Origin of the sequence: Enterobacter cloacae complex sp. P1B (genome assembly GCF_014982345.1) — a bacterium.
Lineage (GTDB): Bacteria > Pseudomonadota > Gammaproteobacteria > Enterobacterales > Enterobacteriaceae > Enterobacter > Enterobacter bugandensis.
In genome coordinates this window covers 478,326-502,146 of the sequence record NZ_JADCLF010000013.1, presented here as the reverse complement: position 1 = coordinate 502,146, position 23,821 = coordinate 478,326, and the positions used below count along the sequence as shown (strand labels likewise).

6 protein-coding genes are annotated in these 23,821 nt (G+C 60.5%); 3 read left to right on the top strand and 3 right to left on the bottom strand.

Annotated features, from left to right (window positions below):
* Positions 1 to 22 precede the first annotated feature (22 nt).
* Positions 23 to 1,024: a type I glyceraldehyde-3-phosphate dehydrogenase gene (gene gap / locus INF77_RS15180; protein WP_028013079.1), complete on the bottom strand. Its 1,002-nt coding sequence runs from the start codon at positions 1,022 to 1,024 to the stop codon at positions 23 to 25.
* 189 nt (positions 1,025 to 1,213) lie between these two features.
* On the opposite strand from gap, the gene cybB reads away from it, so the two are divergent.
* A complete protein-coding gene (gene cybB, locus INF77_RS15175; RefSeq protein WP_032644876.1) occupies positions 1,214 to 1,744 on the top strand; it encodes a cytochrome b561 in 531 nt (176 codons plus the stop codon).
* 44 nt (positions 1,745 to 1,788) lie between these two features.
* Here cybB and INF77_RS15170 read toward each other — a convergent pair whose 3' ends face one another.
* Both INF77_RS15170 and INF77_RS15165 read right to left on the bottom strand, forming a co-directional pair.
* Positions 1,789 to 2,856, bottom strand: a complete 1,068-nt coding sequence (locus INF77_RS15170) for an oxidoreductase (RefSeq protein WP_193531844.1) — start codon at positions 2,854 to 2,856, stop codon at positions 1,789 to 1,791.
* 13 nt (positions 2,857 to 2,869) lie between these two features.
* Positions 2,870 to 3,613 (bottom strand): DeoR/GlpR family DNA-binding transcription regulator, encoded by a 744-nt coding sequence (locus INF77_RS15165; protein ID WP_028013082.1) that lies wholly within the window; start codon positions 3,611 to 3,613, stop codon positions 2,870 to 2,872.
* Between the two features lie 716 nt (positions 3,614 to 4,329).
* On the opposite strand from INF77_RS15165, the gene INF77_RS15160 reads away from it, so the two are divergent.
* On the top strand, positions 4,330 to 5,667 hold the full coding sequence (locus INF77_RS15160) for a TolC family outer membrane protein (RefSeq protein WP_041910078.1): 1,338 nt from the start codon (positions 4,330 to 4,332) through the stop codon (positions 5,665 to 5,667).
* Positions 5,668 to 5,788: 121 nt separating this feature from the next.
* Positions 5,789 to 23,794, top strand: coding sequence for an Ig-like domain-containing protein (locus tag INF77_RS15155; protein WP_193531845.1), 18,006 nt, complete (start codon positions 5,789 to 5,791; stop codon positions 23,792 to 23,794).
* Positions 23,795 to 23,821: the final 27 nt, after the last annotated feature.

Genomic DNA, 23,821 nt, shown 5'->3' with positions numbered 1-23,821 from the left:
GAGGGTTAGGGTGAGGGGAAAATCACAGCGCCGCAAACTTATCCAGCGTCCGCACCAGCTGCGTCACAAACCCATACTCGTTGTCATACCAGGCAACGGCTTTCACCAGCTGCAGGTCTCCCGCTTCTGACACCTCCGTCTGCGTGGCGTCAAACACCGAACCATAGTGCGAGCCAATCACATCTGACGACACAATCTCGTCATCGGTATACCCGAACGATTTATTCCCCTGGGTCGCCTTTTTCAACGCGGCGTTGATCTCCTCGACCGTCACCTTTTTACCCAGAATCGCTACCAGCTCGGTTACCGATCCGGTTTTCACCGGCACGCGCTGGGCGTGACCCTTTAGTTTGCCGCTGAGCGCGGGGATCACCAGGCCGATGGCTTTCGCCGCGCCGGTGGTATGCGGAATAATATTTTCTGCCGCCGCCCGCGAGGCGCGCAAATCTTTCCCGCGCGGGCCATCCACCAGCGCCTGGGTGCCGGTATAGGCATGAATGGTGGTCATGGTGCCCACTTTAATTTCAAACGCGTCGTTCAGGGCTTTTGCCAGCGGGGCGAGGCAGTTGGTGGTGCAGGACGCGACGGAAATAATAGTATCACTGGCGTCAATGGTATCGTCATTCACGCTATAAACGATGGTCTTCATCTCACCCGCGGGCGCCGAAATCAGCACTTTCTTCGCACCGGCGTCCAGGTGCGCCCGCGATTTTTCTTCTGAGGTATAAAAGCCGGTGCACTCCACGACGATATCCACGCCCGCGGCTTTCCACGGAATGTGCTTTGCCTCCTTTTCGGCGTACACCGCGATGGTTTTACCGTCGACAATCAGCGCATCCTCGGTGAAGTCCACGCTCCAGGGGAAGCCACCGTAGTTGGAATCGTGCCTGAGCAGGTAGGCCAGGACTTTCGGGGAGGTGAGGTCGTTGATGGCGACGACGGTATTACTGTCCTGGGTTTCAAGAAGGCGGCGCAGCACAAGGCGGCCAATGCGTCCAAATCCGTTAATGCCAATTTTACTCATGGTGTTCTCCTGTGAACGTGTCGATACGACAGTTTGAACTCATCCAGGCTTAGACCATCACGGGCAGGGCAGCAATTGAAGATGCTTCATGCGAGGGGAAGTATTTGAAAAACCATACAGAAAAGTTAATGAATTTTTAAGGAAAGGAGATTATGTTGGCGCGGTGACTGTTTTATTTCAGGAAATCCCATGCGCACTAAATATACAAGCCTGCAAATCACGATTCACTGGCTGGTGTTTTTGTTAATCGTCGTCGCCTACTGCGCGATGGAATTCAGGGGCTTTTTCCCGCGTTCCGATCGACCGCTTATTAACATGATCCACGTCTCCTGCGGCATCTCGGTTCTGGTGCTGATGGTGGCGAGATTGCTGATCCGCCTGAAGTTTCCCGCACCGCCCATTCAGCCTAAACCCAAAGCGATGATTACCGGTATGTCCCACCTTGGGCATCTGATCGTCTATCTGCTGTTTATTGCGCTGCCGCTGATTGGCATTGTAATGATGTATAACCGTGGAAACGACTGGTTCGCCTTTGGTCTGGCGATGCCTCACGCGGCGGAGGGGAATTTTGACCTGGTGGATGTGCTGAAGGAGTGGCACGTTACGCTGGCAAACCTGGGCTATTTCGTGATTGGTCTGCACGCCTTTGCGGCGCTGATGCACCACTATTTCTGGAAAGATAATACTCTTTTGCGCATGATGCCGAATAAGCGTCAGTAATCTTTAACTCGTGCCGGGCGGCGCAGCGCCACCCGGCTTGTTTTTTAACCCAGAAGAACACGCTCTTCATCAGTTAACGCCAGCGTCTGCGTTGACCCCGTCTCTGACGATTTCACCGCCGCTTCCAGAACAGCCATGACCGCTAACGCCTCGACAGGGTGAACGGGATTGGCGATCTTCCCGAGCATCGCATCCCGCACGTTGATGTAGTACTGCCGCTGATCGCCCTTTGGCGTGGCAATCGTTTGGGGTTTACCATCAGCTCCGAAGAACACCATGCTGTCGTCGTCTTCGCCCCAGGCGTCGCTGCCGGGGATTACGCCAGCCAGCAGCTGCGCTTCCTGCTGATCGATTCTGGCTTTCACCACGCTGCCTTTGTCCCCGTGAACGGTAAAGCGCGCCGTACCGCCAGCCACCAGCATGCTGGCGTGCAGAACCACCTTATGATCCGGGTAATTGAGGACCACATGCGCCCAGTCGTTAACCTCTGCGCCGTCGCGCAGCGTGGCGATATTTCCCTGAACAGACTCTGGCAGGCCAAACAGCTGGAGCGTCTGGTCGATCAGGTGAGGGCCCAGGTCAAACCACAGACCGCTGCCGGGGACGTTCTGCTCGCGCCAGCGCACGCGCACTTCCGGGCGGAAGCGGTCAATATGCGACTCCAGATGCTTAACCTTGCCAACCGTGCCTTGCTCAATAATCTGCTTAATGCCGAGGAAATCGCTGTCCCAGCGGCGGTTGTGGAAAACGGAGAGCAGAAGCTGCTTTTCATCCGCCAGGGCAATCAGGTCCCGGGCTTCCTGCATATCCAGAGCGAAAGGCTTATCCACGACCACGTGTTTTCCCGAGTTCAGGGCCAGCGTCGCCAGCGGCGCGTGGGTGGCGTTAGGGGAGGCAATGACCACCAGGTCGACATCAGGATGTTGAATGGCTTCTTCGGGCGTGGCTACCACCAGCACATCCGGAAGATCGCGCTTCACTTTCTCTTCATCACGGGAAGAGACCACCGCCAGCTTGAGCCCGTCCACGGACTGGATCAGCGGGGCATGGAAGGTTTTACCGACAAAACCATACCCGATCAGCGCAATGTTGATTGTTTGAACTTTACTCATGACCTTCTCCACGTTATTGCGCGCACACCGTGACCCGTAATGCGCCAGGGTCCCCAAGCTCAGGCCAGGGACGATCTAAAAAGAGTTGATGAATATCGGTGAGCCCGGAGACCAGATACGGCTCGCAGCGGTTAACTTTCAGGTGATCGGCAACAATCCAGTGCGCATGGCTTGCGGCGAGCATCGCGCGTTTCACCTCGGCATCCGCTTCTTTACCGGCACTCAAACCGAGTTCGGCATGAAGGGCGCACGCACCGAGAATGGCGATATCGGCCCGATAGCGTGACAGCAGGGACAACGTGGCGCTGCCAGCAAACAGGCGCTGCTTCGGGTCCCATTTTCCACCGAGCAGAATAAGCTCAATGTCTTCCCGGTCGCTAAAATGCTGGGCGATATCCAGCGAGGTAGTGATCACGGTGTGAGGCCCCTGCAGAAAAGTAGCGACGGCCATCACCGTACTGCCGGCATCCAGAAACAGGGTGGAACCCGGCGGAACCGCCTGCGCAACCTGTTTCCCCAGGCGCTGCTTGGTTTCCGGCAGCAGGGTATTGCGGCCCTGACGATTCATGGCCGAAAGATTCAGAGCAATAGCCCCGCCGTGATTCTTCTGGGCAAGCCCCTGATTTTCCAGATCGGTCAGATCCCGACGAACGGTATCCGCCGAAACCTGCAGCTTTTCTGCCAGCTCGGTGATGCTGGCCTGACCTTGTTCACTGAGAATATCAAGGACATAGCGTTGACGTGCGGTTTTGTGCATGGGCAGCAATCCTGCAAAATGTCGCAATAAATCGCATAATACAGCATTTTGACGCAGAAGGAAGGGGCATCATAAACCAGGTTGATGTTTGATTATTGGAATTATATTAAGCGGATATCATTAAGCCGTTCTGAATGTTAACCAGAGTGTTAATGTTATGTTTTAATCAACGATTTGGGTTATGTAACCAACGCATTGTCATTAATTGGTGGAATGTGCTGATATGAAATTAAAATAAAGCATTTAATGTCTTATTTATGTTTTTTATTGGAATTATTTTTCAACAAATCGATGGCTCTTACTTAAGTTGACACTTCTTTGAAAATCTTTGTGTCTGACCCGCTCAGAAATTAACGCAAAAATGTGCGCAGAGGAGATTAAGAATTTTCCTTAAATTACAGTGTGTTTTGATGTTTCATCTGAAAGGCTACTTTCGGAGTTTTGTCCAGAAACCCCATGTTTTTTCTTATATGTAACACTGCATTAACATTGTGGGTGTAGTGGCCTATACCACATTTTGTTATGCTGCAAATCAACTTATGAAATAAGTAATTTCTTAAATTTAATAAGACAAAGGCGGATCTCATCTCCATCGGAAATGGGTATGGGGAGCTTTACCTGAAATTTAGCGAGGAAGTTAAATAAGATATTTGTCTAATTATCTGTACCTCTTTTTGGGTAATTGCTTGAGTATCACTCAGAGTCAGGGAGATAAAATGACGATATTACGCAAGCCTGTTTCACGCCAATTTATAGCTACGCTGGCGTTAATTTCATTAGCCCTAAATACGGCTTATGCCAATAGTGGCGCGGTAGGTATTGCCCCGATGGCAACGACGACCTTAAAGGAAAGTATTCTTTTCGCTATCGATCGCGATCCGTCAATTAGCCAGCAGGCCGCGCAGTTAGGTATTGGTCAGGCGCAAATAGACGAGGCGCGCAGCGGCTGGATGCCGCAAATAGCGTTGAACGGGAGTACGGGGCATAGCCAGACCACCGATTCCAGCGGTTCGCTGAAGAACTCTGCGGCTTGGGGAGTGAGCCTGACCCAGCTGATATACGATTTTGGCAAGACCAACAACAGCATCAGCCAGTCTTCCGCACAGCGCGATAGCTACCGCTACCAGCTGATGAGCACGCTTTCTGACGTGGCGGAAAAAACGGCGCTCGGCTACGTGGAGGTCAAACGTTATTCCGACCTGCTACAGGCGGCAAAAGAGAATGTTCAGGCACTGAAAAACGTGGAGCAGCTGGCAAAACTGCGCGCCGATGCGGGCGTGAGTTCCACCTCCGATGAACTCCAGACCCGCACGCGTATTGCCGGCATGCAGGCGACGGTGGCGCAGTATAACGCCGCGTTGAACAGCGCCCGCGCAAGGCTCGCGGTATTAACCGGAATGCAGGCAGATCATTATTCGCCGGTACCCGCAAACCTCGCCGTTGAGCCGGATTCGCTCAACCGCATTGATTATTCGTTAATACCGGCGGTAATGGCCGCGCAGAATATGGAACGTTCGGCCCAGTATGGTGTTGAAACGGCGAAGTCCCAGCATTGGCCAACCCTGAGCCTGAAGGGGGGACGCACGCGTTACGAGTCGGACAACCGCTCATACTGGGACGACCAGATCCAGCTCAATATTGACGCACCGCTTTATCAGGGCGGCGCGGTATCTGCACGCGTGCGTCAGGCTGAGGGTGCACGGGCGATGGCGTCCTCTCAGGTCGATCAGGCGCGTTTCGACGTGCTGCAAAAGGCCTCCGTCGCGCAAGCTGACTGGACCGGCGCACGGGGAAGAATGGAGGCCGGGAAGCGGCAGCTGGAAAATGCGCTGCGGGCCCGCGAGGTTTATAAAAATGAATACACCCTGAGCAAGCGGAGCATTAATGATTTGCTCAGCGTTGAGCAGGATGTCTGGCAGGCCACGTCGGCGAAAATAATCGCCGAGTATGATGGCTGGAGTTCGGCAATTAATTATGCTTCCGCGGTTGATAATTTAATGCCGCTTATTGGAATAGAGAAAAACGCTGCCGCAAAATTACCCGATTTGAGTTAACAAAAGCCACGCATAGCTGCACGAAATAAGTCTGAAAATAATGGGTGTTTTTTCCCAGGGATAGCTACATCCGTCTGGTGGATATATCCACAGGGATCCGTACACCTGCAAGGAGAGGAATATGAGTAACGTAAAGGTTGTTGATGTCATCATTCGCAAAACGGCGGAGAAAACGAAATTAACCGGCGAAGGAAATCTGTCGGTCTCTATTTCATCGCCGAGCGTGATTGAAATTCAGGGCTCTGCTCAGGACGTGGAGCGTTATGTCCGCCAGGGTAAAGACCTTCTCATTTATATGAAGGACGGCAGCGTTATTCGCTGCAATAACTATTTTGTTGAAGATCCTGAAACCCAACATCAGTCAGAGCTGGTGTTCAACGACGGGCAGGAACTGACTCATCTCTCTTTTGCCGATGCCGGGGAAGCGTCAGGCGTTGCCGCTATTGAATTAACCGCGCAGGCCACACCCATTAGCAGCATTGAACCCTTCCTGGAGCAGGGAAGCGCCCTGAGCGATGCCCCGTGGGGCTGGATTGCAGGGGCGGCGTTAGGCGGCGGTGCTATCGGCGCACTGCTGGCCCACGGCGGTGACGGCGAAACCAAAACGAAAGTCATTGATAACACCAAAGAAGTGGAAAGCGCCACGCCGACCTTCCTGCTGTCGGACAAGGTGGGCGACAAGCAGGGAGTGCTGAGCGCAAACGCCCTCACGGACGATAACGCGCCGACCTTCAGCGGTACCGGTCAGCCGGGCGCGACCATCCAGATTAAAGACGGCAGCGGCAGCACCATCGCCAGCGCGATGGTCGGTAAAGACGGCACCTGGACGGTAAAACTCCCGACCCAGGCCGACGGAGAGCACACCTGGTCGGTGGTGCAGATCGACGGCAGTAAAACCACGTCAGCGGGCAACATCACCGTGACCGTTTCTACGTCCGAGGCCACGCTTACGCTGGCGACAACGGCGGGTGACAACGTGATTAATGCCAGCGAACAGTCCGCAGGCTTTACGCTGTCCGGCAGCAGCCAGCATCTGGCGCAGGGAACCGACGTTTCCGTAACGCTGAACGGCAAAACCTACACCGCTCAGGTGGGAGCAGACGGCGCGTGGAGCGTTAACGTGCCTGCGGCAGACGCGCAGGCGCTCAGCGACGGTACCTGGACCGTCAGCGTCAGCGGCAAAGACGCGGCGGGTAACACCGTGAGCGGAAGCCAGACGATTGGCGTGGATACCGCTGCGCCAACGCTCTCCGTCGATACGCTCGCGCAGGACAACATCATTAATGCCGCTGAGCACAACCAGCCGCTGACGCTGAGTGGTAAAACCAACGCGGAAGCCGGGCAGATTGTGACGGTGACGCTGAACGGCAAAAATTATAACGCCACGGTGGGCAGCGACGGCACCTGGTCCGTCACGCTGGCGGCCAGCGAGGTGCAGGCCCTTAATGAGGGTCACCACACCCTGACGGTGAACGTCAGCGACAAAGCGGGCAACGGCTCGTCCGTGACCGCGGATTTCACGGTAGATACCAACGCGCCGGTCGTCACCATCAACACCGTCGCGGGCGACGATATCCTCAACACCAGCGAGCAGGGCCAGGCGCAGATTATTTCCGGGCAGGCGAGCGGCGCGGCGGCAGGCGATGTCGTCACCGTGACCGTTGGTGGCCAGACCTTCACCGGCGTCGTACAGGCAGACGGCAGCTGGAACGTGGGCGTTCCTGCCTCCGTCGTCGGCGCGCTGGGTGAGGGCAACCATACCATTGCCGTCTCCGTCACCGACGCAGCGGGGAACACCGGTAGCGCCACGCACGGCATTGCGCTGAGCGGCAACCCGCCGGAATTTACGATTGACGCCATCAGCCAGGACAACGTGCTGAATGCCCGGGAGGCGATGCAGCCGCTGAGCCTGAGCGGCACCAGCAACCTGCCGGACGGCAGCGCCGTTACCGTGACGCTGAACAACGTCAGCTATCAGGCGACCGTCGAAAACGGTATCTGGGCGGTTCAGGTGCCGGTATCCGACGTACTGAATCTGGCGAACACCCTTTATAGCGTCAGCGTCAGCGGCACCGACAGCGTGGGTAACAGCGGCTCCGCAGAGGCGAATCTGCTGGTCGATACCGTGCTGCCGAAGGTGATCATTAACACCTTTGCGGGGGATAACCTGGTTAATAACGCCGAAGCGGGCGTGGACCAAACCCTCAGTGGCCGCGTTACCGGCGCGGCGGCGGGCGATACGGTGTCTGTTACCGTTGGCGGTAAGAGTTACAGCGCCACGGTGGGCAGCGATCTGACCTGGAACGTCACGATCCCTTCAGCGGATCTTCAGGCGTTCGGCGACGGGGATTTGACCTTTACCGCCTCCGTGACCAATGGGCACGGTAATACCGGCACCGGCGAGCGCGATATCAATATCAACGCGGAACTGCCGGGTCTGCGCGTAAACACCATTTCCGGCGATGACGTAATCAACGCCATCGAGCAGCAGCAGGATCTGACCGTCACCGGCGCCAGCACCCATCTGGCCGCAGGTACGCCGATTGTCGTCACCATCAACAATGTCGAATATCAGGCCGTGGTGACCGCCAGCGGCGGCTGGAGCATTGGCGTTCCTGCTGCGGATCTGCAGGCCTGGACGGCCGGAGGTATGACGGTCAGCGTCAGCGCGGAAGATGCCTGGGGTAACACCGTTGCGGCTGAACACCCGATTGAACTCGATCTCAACGCCGTGGCGGTCACCATTGATACCGTCTCCGGTGATGACCTGCTGAACGCGGCAGAAAAAGGGGGCGACTTAAACCTTTCCGGCCAGACGCAGGGCGTGGAGGCTGGGCAAACCGTGGTGGTGAAATTTGCCGACCAGACTTTTACCGCGCAGGTGCAGCAGGATGGCTCATGGAGCCTGACCGTCCCGGCGAACGCCATGGAAACACTGATTGACGGGCGGGCGCAGGTAAGCGTCAGCGTGACCAACGTCAGCGGCAACAGCGCGGACGCCTCACGCGTGGTGACCGTCGATACGCAGCCGCCGACCATTACGCTCGATAATCTGACCGACGACAACATCATCAATGCGGCAGAAGCGCAGCAGGATCTTGTGCTCAGCGGCAGCACAACCGCTGAAGCGGGCCAGACGGTCACCGTGACGCTGAACGGCAAAAACTATCAAACTACCGTACAAGCTGACGGCACCTGGACGCTGAACGTGCCTGCCGCCGACGTTGGCGCGCTGGCAGACGGCACTGTCACCGTGACGGCCTCCGTCAGCGACGTGGCAGGTAACAGCAGCAGTGCGGACCGCGTTGGTCTGGTGGATGCCACCGTGCCGCAGGTGACCATTAATGACTTTGTCACCGACACCAACACCGTTAACCAGCTGGCCCATTCTCAGGCGCAGATCCTGAGCGGCTCCGTCACCGGCGCGGCGGCGGGCGATTTGGTCACCATCACTATTAATAACGTGGACTACACCACCGCGGTGGACGCGGCGGGCAACTGGAGCCTCGGCCTGCCTGCATCCGTTGTTCAGGGGCTGACGGACGGCACCTGGACCATTAACGTCTCCGTGACCGATCGGTCCGGCAACACTGGCAGCAGTTCTCTGGATGTGGTGGTGAATACCGTGACGCCTGTTATCGGTATTAACACCCTGGCCGTAGATGACGTGATCAATGCGGCAGAGAAGGGTGAAGATCTGCTGCTTTCCGGTACCAGCAACCAGCCGGAAGGGACCACCATCACCGTAAACCTGAACGGTATCAACTACACCACCACCACTAACGCCAGCGGCAGCTGGAGCGTCACCGTGCCTGCCTCTGCGGTGAGCGCGCTGGGCGAAGCCAATTACACCGTGACGGCGAGCGTTACCGATAATGTGGGCAACAGCGCCTCAACTTCGCACGATGTGCTGGTGGACAGCGCGTTGCCGGTCGTCACTATCAACACTTTCGCGACCGACAATATCGTCAACGCGGCGGAAGTCACCGCAGGGCAAACCCTGACCGGGAAGGTCTCTAACGCGGCATCGGGCGATACCGTCACGATTATCCTCGGCGGGCAGACATACACCGCTACCGTGCAGGACGATCTCTCATGGAGCCTGCCGTTAACCGAGAGCCAGTTAACCGCGCTCGGCAACGGCGAACTGACCGTATCGGCCAGCGTCACCAACGCGCACGGCAACACCGGTTCGACTTCGCTGGACTTCACCATCGACGCCCAACTGCCGGGCCTGCGTATTGATACCGTGGCGGGTGATGATGTCATTAACGTCATTGAGCACGCTCAGAACCTGATTGTTTCCGGTTCAAGCACCGATCTGGCAGCGGGCAGCACCGTCACGGTGACCATTAACGGCAAGATCTATTCCGCAACCGTACTGGCGGACGGTACCTGGCAGGCGGCGGTTCCGGCAGCGGACGTGTCCCAGTGGGCGGACGGTTCGCTGGATATCAAGGCAAGCGCGCAGGATCCTTCCGGCAACCCGGTGACTATCGGCACCGTCGTGGACGTCGATCTCGCGCCGGTCGCCGTCAGCATCAACAGCGTGACCGCGGACAACGTGCTCAACGCGGCAGAGAAAGGTCAGGATCTGGTGCTTTCCGGCTCCTCCGCGAACGTAGAAGCGGGCCAGACCGTCACCATCACCTTTGCGGGTAAAACCTACTCCACGACGGTGAACGCCAACGGCGACTGGACGTACACCGTACCGGCAGCCGATTTGAGCGGCCTGAAGGACGGCGACGCCAGCGTGCAGGTCAGCGTGAGCAACGTGAACGGCAACGCGGCGTCGTCTGCGCAGGAGTTCAGCGTCGATACCGCCGCGCCAACGGTGACCATCAATACCATCAGCGGCGACAACATGCTGAATGCGGCTGAGGCAGCGCAGGATCTGACCCTGAGCGGGACGTCCACTGCCGAAGCAGGCCAGACGGTCACCGTAACCTTCAACGGCAACCAGTACACCGCGCAGGTGCAGGCTGACGGTAGCTGGACGCTGGTCGTGCCGGCAGCCGATCTGGCGGGCATCACCGACGGCAGCGCGGCGGTCACGGCGACCGTGTCCGACAAAGCCGGCAACCCGGCCAGCGCGGATGCCTCCGTGCTGGTGGATACCACCGTACCGCAGATTAGTTTCAACATCGTCGCGGGCGACGACATTGTGAATATTGCCGAGCACGGCCAGGCACTGATCGTCTCCGGCAAGGTCACGGGCGCGCAGGCGGGTGACGTCATTACCGTCACCCTGAACGGCAAAGACTATACCGCGATGCTGGACGCGTCCGGAAGCTGGAGCGTGGGCGTTCCGGCGGCAGACGTGGGCGCGCTGGCTAACGGCGAGCAGACGATTTCCGCGACCCTCACCGACAAAGCGGGTAACAGCACCACCGCCACGCATGAATTTGACGTCTCCCTGGCCGCGCCGGAGATTGCCATCAATACCCTGGCGCTTGACGACGTGATTAACGCGGTCGAGAAAGGCCAGGATCTGCTGATTTCGGGCACCAGCAACCAGCCGGAAGGTACAGCCATTACGGTGATCCTGAACGGCACCAGCTACGCCGCGACCACCAACGCCAGCGGCGGCTGGAGCGTGACCGTTCCGGCGGCGAACGTCTCTGCGCTGGGCGAAGCTAGCTATACCGTCACGGCAAGCGTGACCGATAGCGCAGGCAACGGCGCGAACGCCAGCCACAGCGTGCTGGTCGACAGCGCGTTGCCGCAGGTCACCATTAACGCAATCGCCATCGATGACGTGATTAACGCGGCGGAAGTCGCTTCCGGACAAACCCTGAGCGGGAAGGTAAGCGGCGCGGCGAGCGGTGACACTGTCACCCTTTCAATCGGCGGCAATACGTATACCGCGACGGTTCAGGACGATCTGAGCTGGTCGGTCAACGTGCCTTCGGCGGTCTTAACCGCTATCGGTAACGGCGATCTGACGGTATCAGCCAGCGTCACTAACGGCCACGGCAACACCGGCTTCGGCGAGCGCGACATCACCATCGACGCCAATCTGCCGGGCCTGCGCGTCGATACCGTGGCGGGCGACGACGTGATTAACAGCATTGAGCATGCGCAGAACCTGATTATTACCGGCTCCAGCGACGGCCTGGCAGCGGGCGCGGCGCTGAGCGTGATCGTCAACGGCAAAACCTACGCGGCCACTGTGCTGGCAGACGGTACCTGGACGGCGGCCATTCCGGCGGCAGACGTCAGCGCGCTCGGCGCAGGCACGGTCACCGTGAAGGTCGAGGGAAATAGCGCGGCAGGCAACCCGGTCTCCATCAGCCACGACGTGAAGGTCGATCTGGCGACGGTTGCTATCAGCATTGACGCGATTGCGACCGACGACGTGATTAATGCGGCAGAAAAAGGCGCAGATTTGGTGCTTTCAGGTTCCACCAGCAACGTGGAAGCGAACCAGACGGTTTACATCACGTTCGGCGGCAAGTCCTACACGGCGAAAGTGGATGCCAGCGGCAACTGGACGGCGACCGTGCCGTCGGCAGATCTGGCTGGCCTGAAGGATGGCGACGCCAGCGTGCAGGTGAGCGTCACCAACGTGAACGGCAACAGCGCCTCGGCGGGACGCGAGTACGGCGTGGACGCCACCGCGCCGACGGTCTCCATCGAAATTGTCAGCGACAACAACATCATCAATGCGGCCGAAGCGCAGCAGGATCTGGTCGTTAACGGCGTGACCAACGCCGAAGCGGGCCAGACCGTCACCGTGACGCTGAATGGCGTGGATTACACCACCACCGTGCAGGCAAACGGCAGCTGGAGCGTGACTGTGCCTTCTGCGGATCTGGGCGCGATTACCGACGGGAACTATACCGTCAGCGCCACCGTGTCGGACAAAGCGGGCAACCCGGCCTCCGCGGCACGCGATGTGCTGGTCGATACCACCGTGCCACAGCTGACCATCAACACCGTTTCCGATGACGACGTGATCAACAGCGCCGAGCACGGGCAGGCTCTGATCGTTACCGGCTCAGTGACCGGCGCGGCGGCGGGCGACGTGGTGACCGTCACCATCAATAACAAAGATTACACGGCGACGCTGGATGCGTCCGGCAACTGGAGCGTGGGCGTGCCTGCGGCGGACGTCGGTGCCCTGACCGCCGGGGATTACACCATCACCGCGGCGCTGACCGACAAAGCCGGAAACAGCAACAGCGCGACGCGCGAGGTGGAAGTCAACCTGAGCGCGCCGGTGCTGACCATCGACACAGTCTCCGGTGACGATGTGATCAACAGCAGCGAGAAAACGCAGGATCTGACCATCACCGGTACGGCTTCCGGACTGGCGGCGGGCGCGGTGGTGACCGTTATGCTCAACGGCAAAGCCTACAGCGCCACGGTTGAGGCCAACGGCCAATGGTCCACGACGGTTCCGGCGAGCGAAGTGGGGCAGCTGGGTGAAGCGCTTTACACCGTCACTGCCTCCGCAACGGACAGCGTCGGCAACGGCACCAGCACCTCGCACACCGTCAACGTGGAGTCCGTTCTGCCGGGGGTGATTATCAACACCGTCGCCGGTGACGACGTGATTAACGCGGCGGAGCTGGCTGCCGGCCAGACCATTAGCGGTAAGGTGGTGAATGCCGAGGCGGGCAACACCGTGACCGTAACGATTGGTGGCAACAGCTACACCGCAACGGTACAGAGCGATCTGACCTGGTCCGTCGATGTACCGGAATCGGTCCTGACGGCGCTGGGCAACGGCGATCTGACTGTAACCGCCAGCGTGACGAACGGCGTGGGCAACAGCGGCAGCGGCGAGCGTGAGATCGCGATAGACGCCAGCCTGCCGGGCCTGCGCGTGGACACCGTGGCGGGCGACGACGTGATCAACAGCATCGAACACGGACAGAACCTGATTATCACCGGTTCCAGCAATGGCCTGAGCGCAGGCACGGTGCTGACCGTTACCGTCAACGGCAAAACCTATCCCGCGACGGTACTGGCGGACGGTACATGGAGCGCGGCTCTCCCTTCTGCGGACGTAAGTGCCCTGGCAGCGGGCACGGTCACCGTGACCGTTGAAGGCCAGAGCAGCGCGGGCAATCCGGTTTCCATCAGCCACGATGTGACGGTGGATCTGGCGAACGTCGCTATCAGCATCGACGCCATTGCCACCGACGACGTGATTAACGCGGCGGAGAAAGGGGCGGATCTGGTTCTCTCCGGCACCACCTCAAACGTGGAGGAAAATCAAACCGTCAACATCACTTTCGGCGGCAAGAACTACACCGCCACGGTGGACGCTGAGGGTAAATGGACCGCCACGGTGCCGGCTGCGGATCTGGCGGGCCTGAAGGACGGTGACGCCAGCGTGCAGGTAAGCGTCACCAACGTCAACGGCAACAGCGCCTCTGCGGGCCGCGAGTACAGCGTGGATGCCACCGCGCCATCCGTCACCATTAATACGATTGCGACTGACGACATCCTGAACGCCACGGAAGCGCAGTCTGACCTGACGATTTCCGGCAGCAGCACCGCCGAAGCGGGCCAGACCGTGACCGTGTCGCTGAACGGCAAAGACTACACCACAACCGTCAGCGCGGACGGCAGCTGGACGCTGAACGTTCCTGCGGCGGATCTGGCGGCGCTCAGCGACGGCAGCGTGACCGTAACTGCGAGCGTGAGCGACAAGGCGGGCAACCCGGCATCCGTAAACCATAACCTGACGGTGGACGTGACCGTGCCTGCGGTGACCATCAACACCGTGGCGGGCGATGACGTGATTAACCTCGCCGAGCACGGTCAGGCGCAGATTATCAGCGGCACCGCCACAGGCGCGGCAGCGGGCGATAAGGTCACCGTGACCATCGGCGGCCAGACTTACACCACCATACTGGACGCGGCAGGTAACTGGAGCGTGGGCGTCCCGGCGAGCGTGATTTCTGGCCTCAGCGACGGCACCGTGACCGTCACGGCGTCTGTTACCGACGCGGCGGGCAACACCGGCAGCGGCACCCATAACGTGACCGTCGATACCGGTCTGCCATCGGTCAACTTCAACGCCATCAGCGGCGATAACGTTCTGAATGCGGTGGAAAAAGGTCAGGATCTGAGCGTCAGCGGCACCAGCGCCAACCTCGCGGAAGGCACCGTGGTGACCGTGACCCTGAACGGTAAAAACTACACCGCAACGACCGCTGCGGACGGCACCTGGAGCCTGACGGTTCCGGCTGCGGATCTGGCCGGTCTCGGTCAGGCCAGTTACACCCTCAATGCGACCGCCACCAACGGCGTGGGCAACAGCGTGAGCAGCGCTGCGAACCTGCTGGTCGACACCGCGCTGCCGACCGTCACCATCAACACCGTGGCGGGCGATAACGTTATCAACGCGGCGGAAGTGGCGGCAGGCCAGACCCTGAGCGGTACCGTGGCGAATGCCGAAGCGGGCAACACCGTAACCGTGACCGTTGGCGGCAACAGCTATACCGCAACGGTGCAGAACGATCTGAGCTGGTCCGTGAACGTGCCGTCTGACGTCCTGACCGCACTCGGCAACGGCAGCCTGAGCGTGACGGCAACCGTCACCAATGGCCACGGCAACACCGGCAGCGGCGAGCGTGAGATCGCGATAGACGCTAACCTGCCGGGCCTGCGCGTGAACACCGTGGCGGGCGACGACGTGGTCAACAGCATTGAGCATGCGCAGAACCTGATCGTTTCCGGCTCCAGCGACGGGCTGGCGGCGGGCACTACGCTGACCGTTACCGTGAACGGCAAAGACTATTCGGCGACGGTGCTGGCGGACGGCACCTGGAGCGCGGCGGTTCCGTCTGCGGACGTGAGCGCGTGGCCGGAAGGCACAGTAAAAATCAGCGTCACCGGCGACAGCGCGGCGGGTAACCCGATTACCATCAGCCACGACGTGACCGTGGATCTGGCTACCGTTGCCATCAGCATCAACGCCATTGCCGCCGACGACGTGATCAACGCGGCGGAGAAAGGGGCGGATCTGGTGCTGTCCGGCGCGACCACCAACGTGGAAGCCGGGCAGACCGTCACCCTGAGCCTGAACGGTAAAATCTACACCACTACCGTAGAAGCAGACGGCAACTGGACCTATACCGTGCCGGCTGCGGATCTGGCGGGCCTGAAGGACGGTGACGCCAGCGTGCAGGTAAGCGTCACCAACGTCAACGGCAACAGCGCCTCTGCGGGCCGCGAGTACAGCGTGGATGCCACCGCGCCATCCGTTACCATTAATACGATGGCGACTGACGACATCCTGAACGCCACGGAAGCGCAGTCTGACCTGACGGTTTCCGGCACCAGCACCGCCGAAGCGGGCCAGACCGTGACCGTGTCGCTGAACGGCAAGGACTACACCACAACCGTCGGCGCGGACGGCAGCTGGACGCTGGACGTTCCGGCGGCGGATCTGGCGTCGCTCAGCGACGGCAGCGTCACCGTGACCGCGACCGTAAGCGACAAGGCGGGCAACCCGGCATCCGTAAACCATAACCTGACGGTGGACGTGACCGTGCCTGCGGTGACCATCAACATCGTGGCGGGCGATGACGTGATTAACCTCGCTGAGCACGCGCAGGCGCAAATCATCAGCGGCACCGCCACCGGCGCAGCAGCGGGCGATAAGGTCACCGTCACGATTGGCGGCCAGACGTACACCACCGTGCTGGACGCGGCGGGGAACTGGAGCGTGGGCGTTCCGGCCAGCGTAATTTCTGGCCTCAGCGACGGCACCGTGACCGTCACTGCGTCTGTTACCGACGCGGCGGGCAACACCGGCAGCGGCAGCCATAACGTCACCGTGGACACCGGGCTGCCGTCCGTGGGCTTTAACGCCATCAGCGGCGATAACGTCCTGAACGCGGTGGAAAAAGGTCAGGAACTAAGCGTCAGCGGCACCAGCGCCAACCTCGCGGAAGGCACCCTGGTGACCGTGACCCTCAACGGAAAAAGCTACACTGCAACGACCGCCGCAGACGGCACCTGGAGCCTGACGGTTCCGGCGGCGGATCTGGCGGGTCTGGGCGAAGCGAATTACACCCTGAGCGCAGCCGCGACCAACGGCGTGGGCAATAGCGTCAGCAATACGGCGAACCTGCTGGTCGACACCGCGCTGCCGACCGTCACCATCAACACCGTGGCGGGTGATAACGTCATCAACGCGGCAGAAGTGGCGGCAGGCCAGACCATCACCGGTAAGGTGGCGAACGCGGAAGCCGGTAACACGGTGACGGTGAACATCGGCGGCAACAGCTACACCGCGACGGTGCAGAGCGATCTGACTTGGTCCGTGAGCGTGCCGGAGTCCGTCCTGACGGCGCTGGGCAACGGCGATTTGACCGTGTCGGCGACCGTCACCAACGGCCACGGCAATACCGGCGCGGGCGAGCGCGAAATCGTTATAGACGCCAGCCTGCCGGGTCTGCGTATCAATACCGTGGCGGGCGATGATGTGATCAACAGCATCGAGCACGGACAGAACCTGATCGTCACCGGTTCCAGCGACGGGCTGGCGGCGGGCACCACGCTCACCGTGACCGTTAACGGCAAAACCTATGCGGCCTCCGTGCTGGCGAACGGTACCTGGAGCGCGGCGATCCCGGCCGCAGACGTGGGTGCCCTGGCAGCAGGCGCGGTGACCGTCACCGTGGCAGGCCAGAGCAGCGCGGGCAACCCGGTATCCATCAGTCACGACGTCACCGTCGATCTGGCGGCCGTGGCTATCAGCATCGATGCGATCGCCACCGACGACGTGATTAACGCGGCGGAGAAAGGCGCGGATCTGGTGCTCTCGGGCAGCACCTCGAACGTGGAGGAAAACCAGACCGTCACAATCGCCTTCGGCGGCAATACCTACACCGCGAAAGTTGATGCCGACGGCAACTGGACGGCCACCGTGCCTTCCGCGGATCTCGCGGGCCTGAAGGACGGCGACGCCAGCGTGCAGGTGAGCGTCACCAACGTGCACGGCAACAGCGCGACGGCAGGCCGCGAGTACAGCGTGGATGCGACCGCGCCGACCGTGACGATTGATACGGTGGCAGGTGATAACGTGATTAACGGCAGCGAAGCGGCTGCGGGCGTGGCCATCTCCGGCACCACCACGGCGGAAGCCGGGCAGACGGTCACCGTGACGCTGGGCGGCAAGAGCTATACCGCTCAGGTGCAGCAGGGCGGTATCTGGAGCGTCAACGTACCGGGCACCGACCTCTCCGCACTGGCCGATAACGGCTACACCGTGCAGGTCAGCGTGAGCGACGCCGCGGGTAACCCGGGCAGCGCGGGCAAAGCGATTACGCTTGATACCACACCGCCGTCCGTCAGCTTTAACGTCGTGGCGGGCGATGACGTCATCAACAGCGTGGAGCACGGGCAGGCGCAGATCGTGAGCGGCACGGCAACCGGCGCGAGCGTCGGCGATAAGCTGGTCATCACCATCGGTTCGAACCAGTACACCACCACCGTTGACGCCAGCGGCAACTGGAGCGTGGGCGTTCCGGCCAGCGTGATTTCTACCCTGACCGACGGCACCGTGACCATTAGCGCGACCATTACCGACAGCGCGGGCAACAGCAGCACCCAGACCCACGATGTGGTGGTGAACACGGCTTCCGTGGCGCTGACGGTGAACACCCTCAGCGGTGACGACGTCATCAACGCGACAGAAGCGGGTAGTTCGCTGGTGATTAACGGCTCCAGCGCCCAGTTCGCCAGCGGGACGCAGGTCACCGTGACGCTGAACGGCAAGACCTATACGGCCACCATCCAGAACGACGGCAGCTGGACGACCACCGTTCCGGCCGCAGACGTGGGTGCCCTGGCCGATGGCGCGAGCTATCAGGTATCCGTGTCGGCGCAGGACAGCGCGGGCAACAGCGCCTCGGCGACGCACGGCATCAGCGTGGATACCACCGCGCCTGTCGTGAGCATTGCGACGCTGTCGGGTGACGACATGCTGAACGCGCTGGAAGCGCAGCAGCCGCTGACGGTACACGGATCGTCCAGCGCGGAGGCGGGCCAGACCGTCACCGTGACGCTGGGCGGCAAAACCTACACTGCGCTTGTGGGCAGCGACGGCACCTGGACGCTCGATGTGCCGGCGGCAGATCTGGCTATTCTGAGCCAGGGGGCGCTGACGGTCACCGCGTCGGTCAACGACAAAGCCGGTAACGGAGGCCAGACCACGCACACCTTAACGGTGGATACCGCTGCGCCGACCGTGACCATCAGCACCGTGGCGGATGACGATATCGTCAACAACGCGGAGCAGCTGGCGGGTCAGACCATCCGCGGCACCACCACGGCAGAACAGGGCCAGACGGTGACCGTTTCCTTCAGCGGGCACAGCTATCAGGCGACCGTCGGGGCGGACGGTTCGTGGTCGGTCTTCGTGCCGGGGCATGATTTCCTCGGCCTGAGCGACGGGGATTACACCATTACCGCGTCGGTAAGCGACAGGGCGGGCAACCCGGGTAGCGCAACGCATGACGTGACGCTGAACGGCGATGTCCCAACCATCACCATTAACACCTTCGCGCAGGACGATATCGTCAACGCGGCCGAACACGGCACGCCGCTGGTCGTCAGCGGCACCACCGACGCGCCTGCGGGCCAGACGGTGACCATCACCCTGAACGGCAAAACCTACGCGGCGACCGTGCAGAATGACGGCACCTGGAGCTACACGGTGGGCAGCGCAGACGTCACCGCGCTGGCAGACGGCGGTTCGTACGTGATTAAGGCGCAGGTCAGCAACGCCATCGGCAACAGCGCCAGCGATAACCACACCGTCACCGTCGATCTCACCGCGCCGTCGATGGGCATCAGCATTGATTCGCTGCAAAACGACACCGGCCTGAGCGCGACGGATTTCATCACCAACGATAAGCAGGTAGTGGTCAACGGCTCCCTGACCGCGCAGCTCGGCAATAACGAGAAGGCGCAGATCAGCCTCGACGGCGGCACCACCTGGATTGACCTGACGGTGACCGGCACCACGTGGCGCTACACCGATGGCCGCACCCTGACGGACGGTTCGTATCAGTACCAGGTGCGGGTGATCGATAGCGCGGGTAACGTGGGGGCAACGGACAGCCAGGACGTGGTGATTGACCTGACGAAGCCTGCGGCAACGACCATTACCGTGGATTCCGTCACCCAGGATACCGGCCTGTCCGGCAGCGACTTTATCACCAGCGACAACCAGATCAGCCTGAAAGGGACGCTCGGCGCGGCGCTGGGCAGCGGCGACCACGCGCAGATCAGCCTCGACGGCGGCGTCACCTGGACCGACGTCAGCGTGAGCGGCCTGACCTGGACCTACGTGGACGGTCGTACGCTGGCCGACGGGGATTACAACTACCAGCTGCGCGTGATTGACGACGCGGGCAACATCAGCGCCACCGCCAGCCAGGTCGTGACGATTGATACGGTTGCGCCGGACGCCAGCAAAACGATCGCTATCGACAGCATCAGCGACGATACCGGGCTGAGCAGCAGCGACTTTATCACCAACGATACGTCCCTGACGCTGCACGGCTCGCTCGGTGCGACGCTGGCCGACGGCGAGTATGCCCAGATCAGCATCGACGGCGGCGTCACCTGGCAGAACGTGATTGTCACCGGCAACAGCTGGTACTACGTGGACGGACGTACGCTGGGTAACCAGACCTATGACTACTACGTGCGCGTGGTGGATGCGGCGGGCAACGTGGGCGCCAGCGCCCATCAGCAGGTGACCGTCGATACGGTCGCCCCGGATGCGGCGATTACGGTGACGGTGGATAACATCACCGTGGATACCGGCTTCGACAATAACGACTTCCTGACCAGTTCGACCTCGTACACCCTGCATGGCACGCTTGGCGCAGAGTTAGGAGCGGGTGAGTACGTGCAGGTGAGCATGGACGGCGGCAGCACCTGGGTGTATGCCACGGTAAGCGGTACCCAGTGGCGCTATAACGACACGCGCACTCTGGCCGACGGCGATTACAGCTATCAGGTGCGGGTAGTCGATCAGGCGGGCAACGTCGGTGCCACTACCACCCAGACCGTGACGGTGGATACCCAGGCGCCGCAGTACGGCATCACCATCGACAGCATCAGCGATGATACCGGGCAGTCCGGGAGTGATTTCATCACTATGGACACCACCCTGACCATCAACGGCTCGCTGGGCAGCGCGCTGGCGAGCGACGAGAGGGTGCAGATCAGCCTTGACGGCGGAAACACCTGGGTTGACACCACGGTGACTAATCAGCGCTGGACCTACACCGATACCCGCGATCTGCCTGACGGGGATTACACCTACCAGGTGCGGATCATCGACCAGGCGGGCAACGTCGGCTCCACCGCCTCTCAGGTGGTGACGGTGGACACCACGCCGCCAGCTACGGTAGGCACGGTAGTGAGCTATACCGACGGTGAAGGCGAGCGTCAGGGCACCTTTGGCAGCACGGTGGCCACGGACGATAACGCACCGCTGATCAACGGTACGCTCAACCGCGCCCCTGAAGACGGCGAGATCGTCCAGCTATACCGCGACGGCGTTCTGCTCGGTCAGGTGACCATGAACGGCAGCGCAAGCTGGTCCTTCCAGGATAACGGCCTGAGCGATGGCAACCACACGTACATCGTGCGTGTGACCGACAAAGCCGGTAACTACACGGAATCGGACGGCTTCGTGCTGAACGTTGATACCAGTATCCCGACCACCACGGCGGCGATTACCGCCCAGACCACCTCGGATACCACCCCAATCGTCAGCGGTACCGTCTCCGCCGACCTGGTGAACGGTGAATACCTGGTGGTGACGGTGAACGGGAAAACCTACACCTCCCAGACGGGTGGTGCCGTAGTAGTCGACCCGGATCACAATACCTGGTACCTGCAGATCCCGGACGGCGATGCCCTGAGCGTGGCGGGCTACAGCGTGACGGCGCAGGTGAAGAGCAGCGCGGGTAACGGCAATACCACCGGTACGGCGACCGGCAGCCTGGTGATTGATACCACCTCGGTGAATACCGACTGGGCAACCACGGCGGGGAACAGCAACAACTCCACCATGACCCTCGGCATGAACAGCAGCGGTCTGTGGAATATCATTGCGAACACTCAGGCTTACTCCAGTAGCGATAGCTCGACCTATGCCGGCAATACGCTGACCAACACCCGCGGCTACTACGTGGTGAGCCAGACCGCCGCCGACTTTGACCGTAACGGCACGCAGGATATCTTCGCGACCGAGAATACCTACGCCGGGTCTACTCAGGTGATGTGGACCTACGATGGCAGCACCTATAACGCCAGCCAGCTGGCGATGGGGACCACCATCTGGTACGGCGGCGTGATTGCGTACGATAAAACCGGCGATGGCTATCTGGATCTGGCTTACGGCGATGCCGGTATGGACTCACTGACCTACCTGGTGAACAACAACGGCGTTCTGTCGCCGGACGGCACCGGCGGGGAGGGCGGTTTCTACGGTCAGTTCGACTCCGGGCGTGAAATCTCCGGCGTCGACCTGAACAACGACGGTACGGTGGATATCGTTCAGCACACCAACCGCAGCGGCGCGTACTCGCTCACCGTGATCAACAACAATGGCAACGGCACGCTCTCCATCGGCCAGAACCTGACCAACGTGTTTGTGGTAAACGCCGCGAATACCACCACGGCGGCGTCTATGACGTGGGCGGATTTCAACGGTGATGGCTACATGGATCTGTACCTGGGCAGCAGCTACAACAACAACGGCGGGGTGATCTACTACAACGACGGTACCGGGAAGCTCTCAACCACCAAGAGCGCGGTGGAAGCCTCTAACGCCACGGCGGGGTATCTCTCGGTGGCGGTGGACTGGAACGGGGACGGGCAGATGGACATCGTCAAGCTCAGCACCTACGGCGGTTCACAGACGGCAACCCTGTTCACCAACAACGGCTACGGTTCCAGCTGGACCGCCAGCCAGCTTAAAACTGGCCTGGCATACGCCACCGGCGTGGCGGCAGTGGACTACAACTGGGACGGCGCGAAGGATCTGCTGGTGTCGCAGCAGAACGGCAAGGTGGTGCTGGTGCAAAACAGCGCCAAAATTGCTGACGGTACCGCGATGCACCTGCACATTGTCGACAGCGAGGGCATCAACGCCTACTACGGCAACACGGTCAATCTGTACAACGCCGCGGGCGTGTTGGTGGCGTCGCAGATCATCAACGCCCAGTCTGGTATTGGTTCGAACGATACCTCTGCGCTGGTGAGCTTCTACGGGCTGGATCCGAATGAAACCTATTCGGCCGAGATCCTGAAGATCACCAACGGCGTGTCGGATAACGTCACCTGGAGCGGTCTGGAAGCGGGCAACGGCAAAGAGGGCTACGTCCTGACGGCCGAAGCGGCCACCGGCGGCCACAGCGGGACCCTCACCGGGACCGGGTATAACGACACCTTTATCGCAGAGGATGGCACCTATACCTACAACGGCTCCGGCGGCTGGAATACCCATTCCGACTACGACACCTGGAGCAACACCGGCGGGATGGACGTGGTGGATTACCGCAATGCGACCTCCGGCGTAACCGTTGATTTGCGTCTCTCTACCGCGCAGGACACCGGGTTCGGTACGTCACGACTGCTCAACATTGAGGGCATCAACGGCTCGAACTTCGACGACGTCATTACCGGCAACAGCGGTGATAACCAGTTCGAAGGCCGCGGCGGGAACGACACCTTCAACATCGGCAGCGGCGGTCACGATACGTTGCTCTACAAGCTGATCAACGCGTCGGACGCGACGGGCGGTAACGGTCACGACGTGGTGAACGGCTTCACCGTCGGCACCTGGGAAGGGACCGCGGACACGGACCGTATTGACCTGCGCGATCTGCTCTCCGGTAGCGGCTATACCGGCACGGGCTCGGCGAGCTACGTGAACGGCGTGGCCACGCTGGACAGCAGCGCGGGCAACATCACCGATTACGTCCGCGTGGTGCAGAACGGCAGCAATACCGAAATCCAGGTGGATCTGGACGGTACCGGCGGCCAGTTCTCGCCAACCACCCTGGTGACGCTGAACGGCGTGCAGACGGACCTGGCGACGCTACTGGCGAATCATCAGCTGTTAATTGCGTAAACCAACGCCGCGGGGAGCAATCCTCGC

Coding starts and splice junctions, on each gene's coding strand:
- gap (WP_028013079.1), bottom strand. CDS start 1,024: ATGAGTAAAATTGGCATTAACGGATTTGGACGCATTGGCCGCCTTGTG.
- INF77_RS15170 (WP_193531844.1), bottom strand. CDS start 2,856: ATGAGTAAAGTTCAAACAATCAACATTGCGCTGATCGGGTATGGTTTT.
- INF77_RS15165 (WP_028013082.1), bottom strand. CDS start 3,613: ATGCACAAAACCGCACGTCAACGCTATGTCCTTGATATTCTCAGTGAA.
- cybB (WP_032644876.1), top strand. CDS start 1,214: ATGCGCACTAAATATACAAGCCTGCAAATCACGATTCACTGGCTGGTG.
- INF77_RS15160 (WP_041910078.1), top strand. CDS start 4,330: ATGACGATATTACGCAAGCCTGTTTCACGCCAATTTATAGCTACGCTG.
- INF77_RS15155 (WP_193531845.1), top strand. CDS start 5,789: ATGAGTAACGTAAAGGTTGTTGATGTCATCATTCGCAAAACGGCGGAG.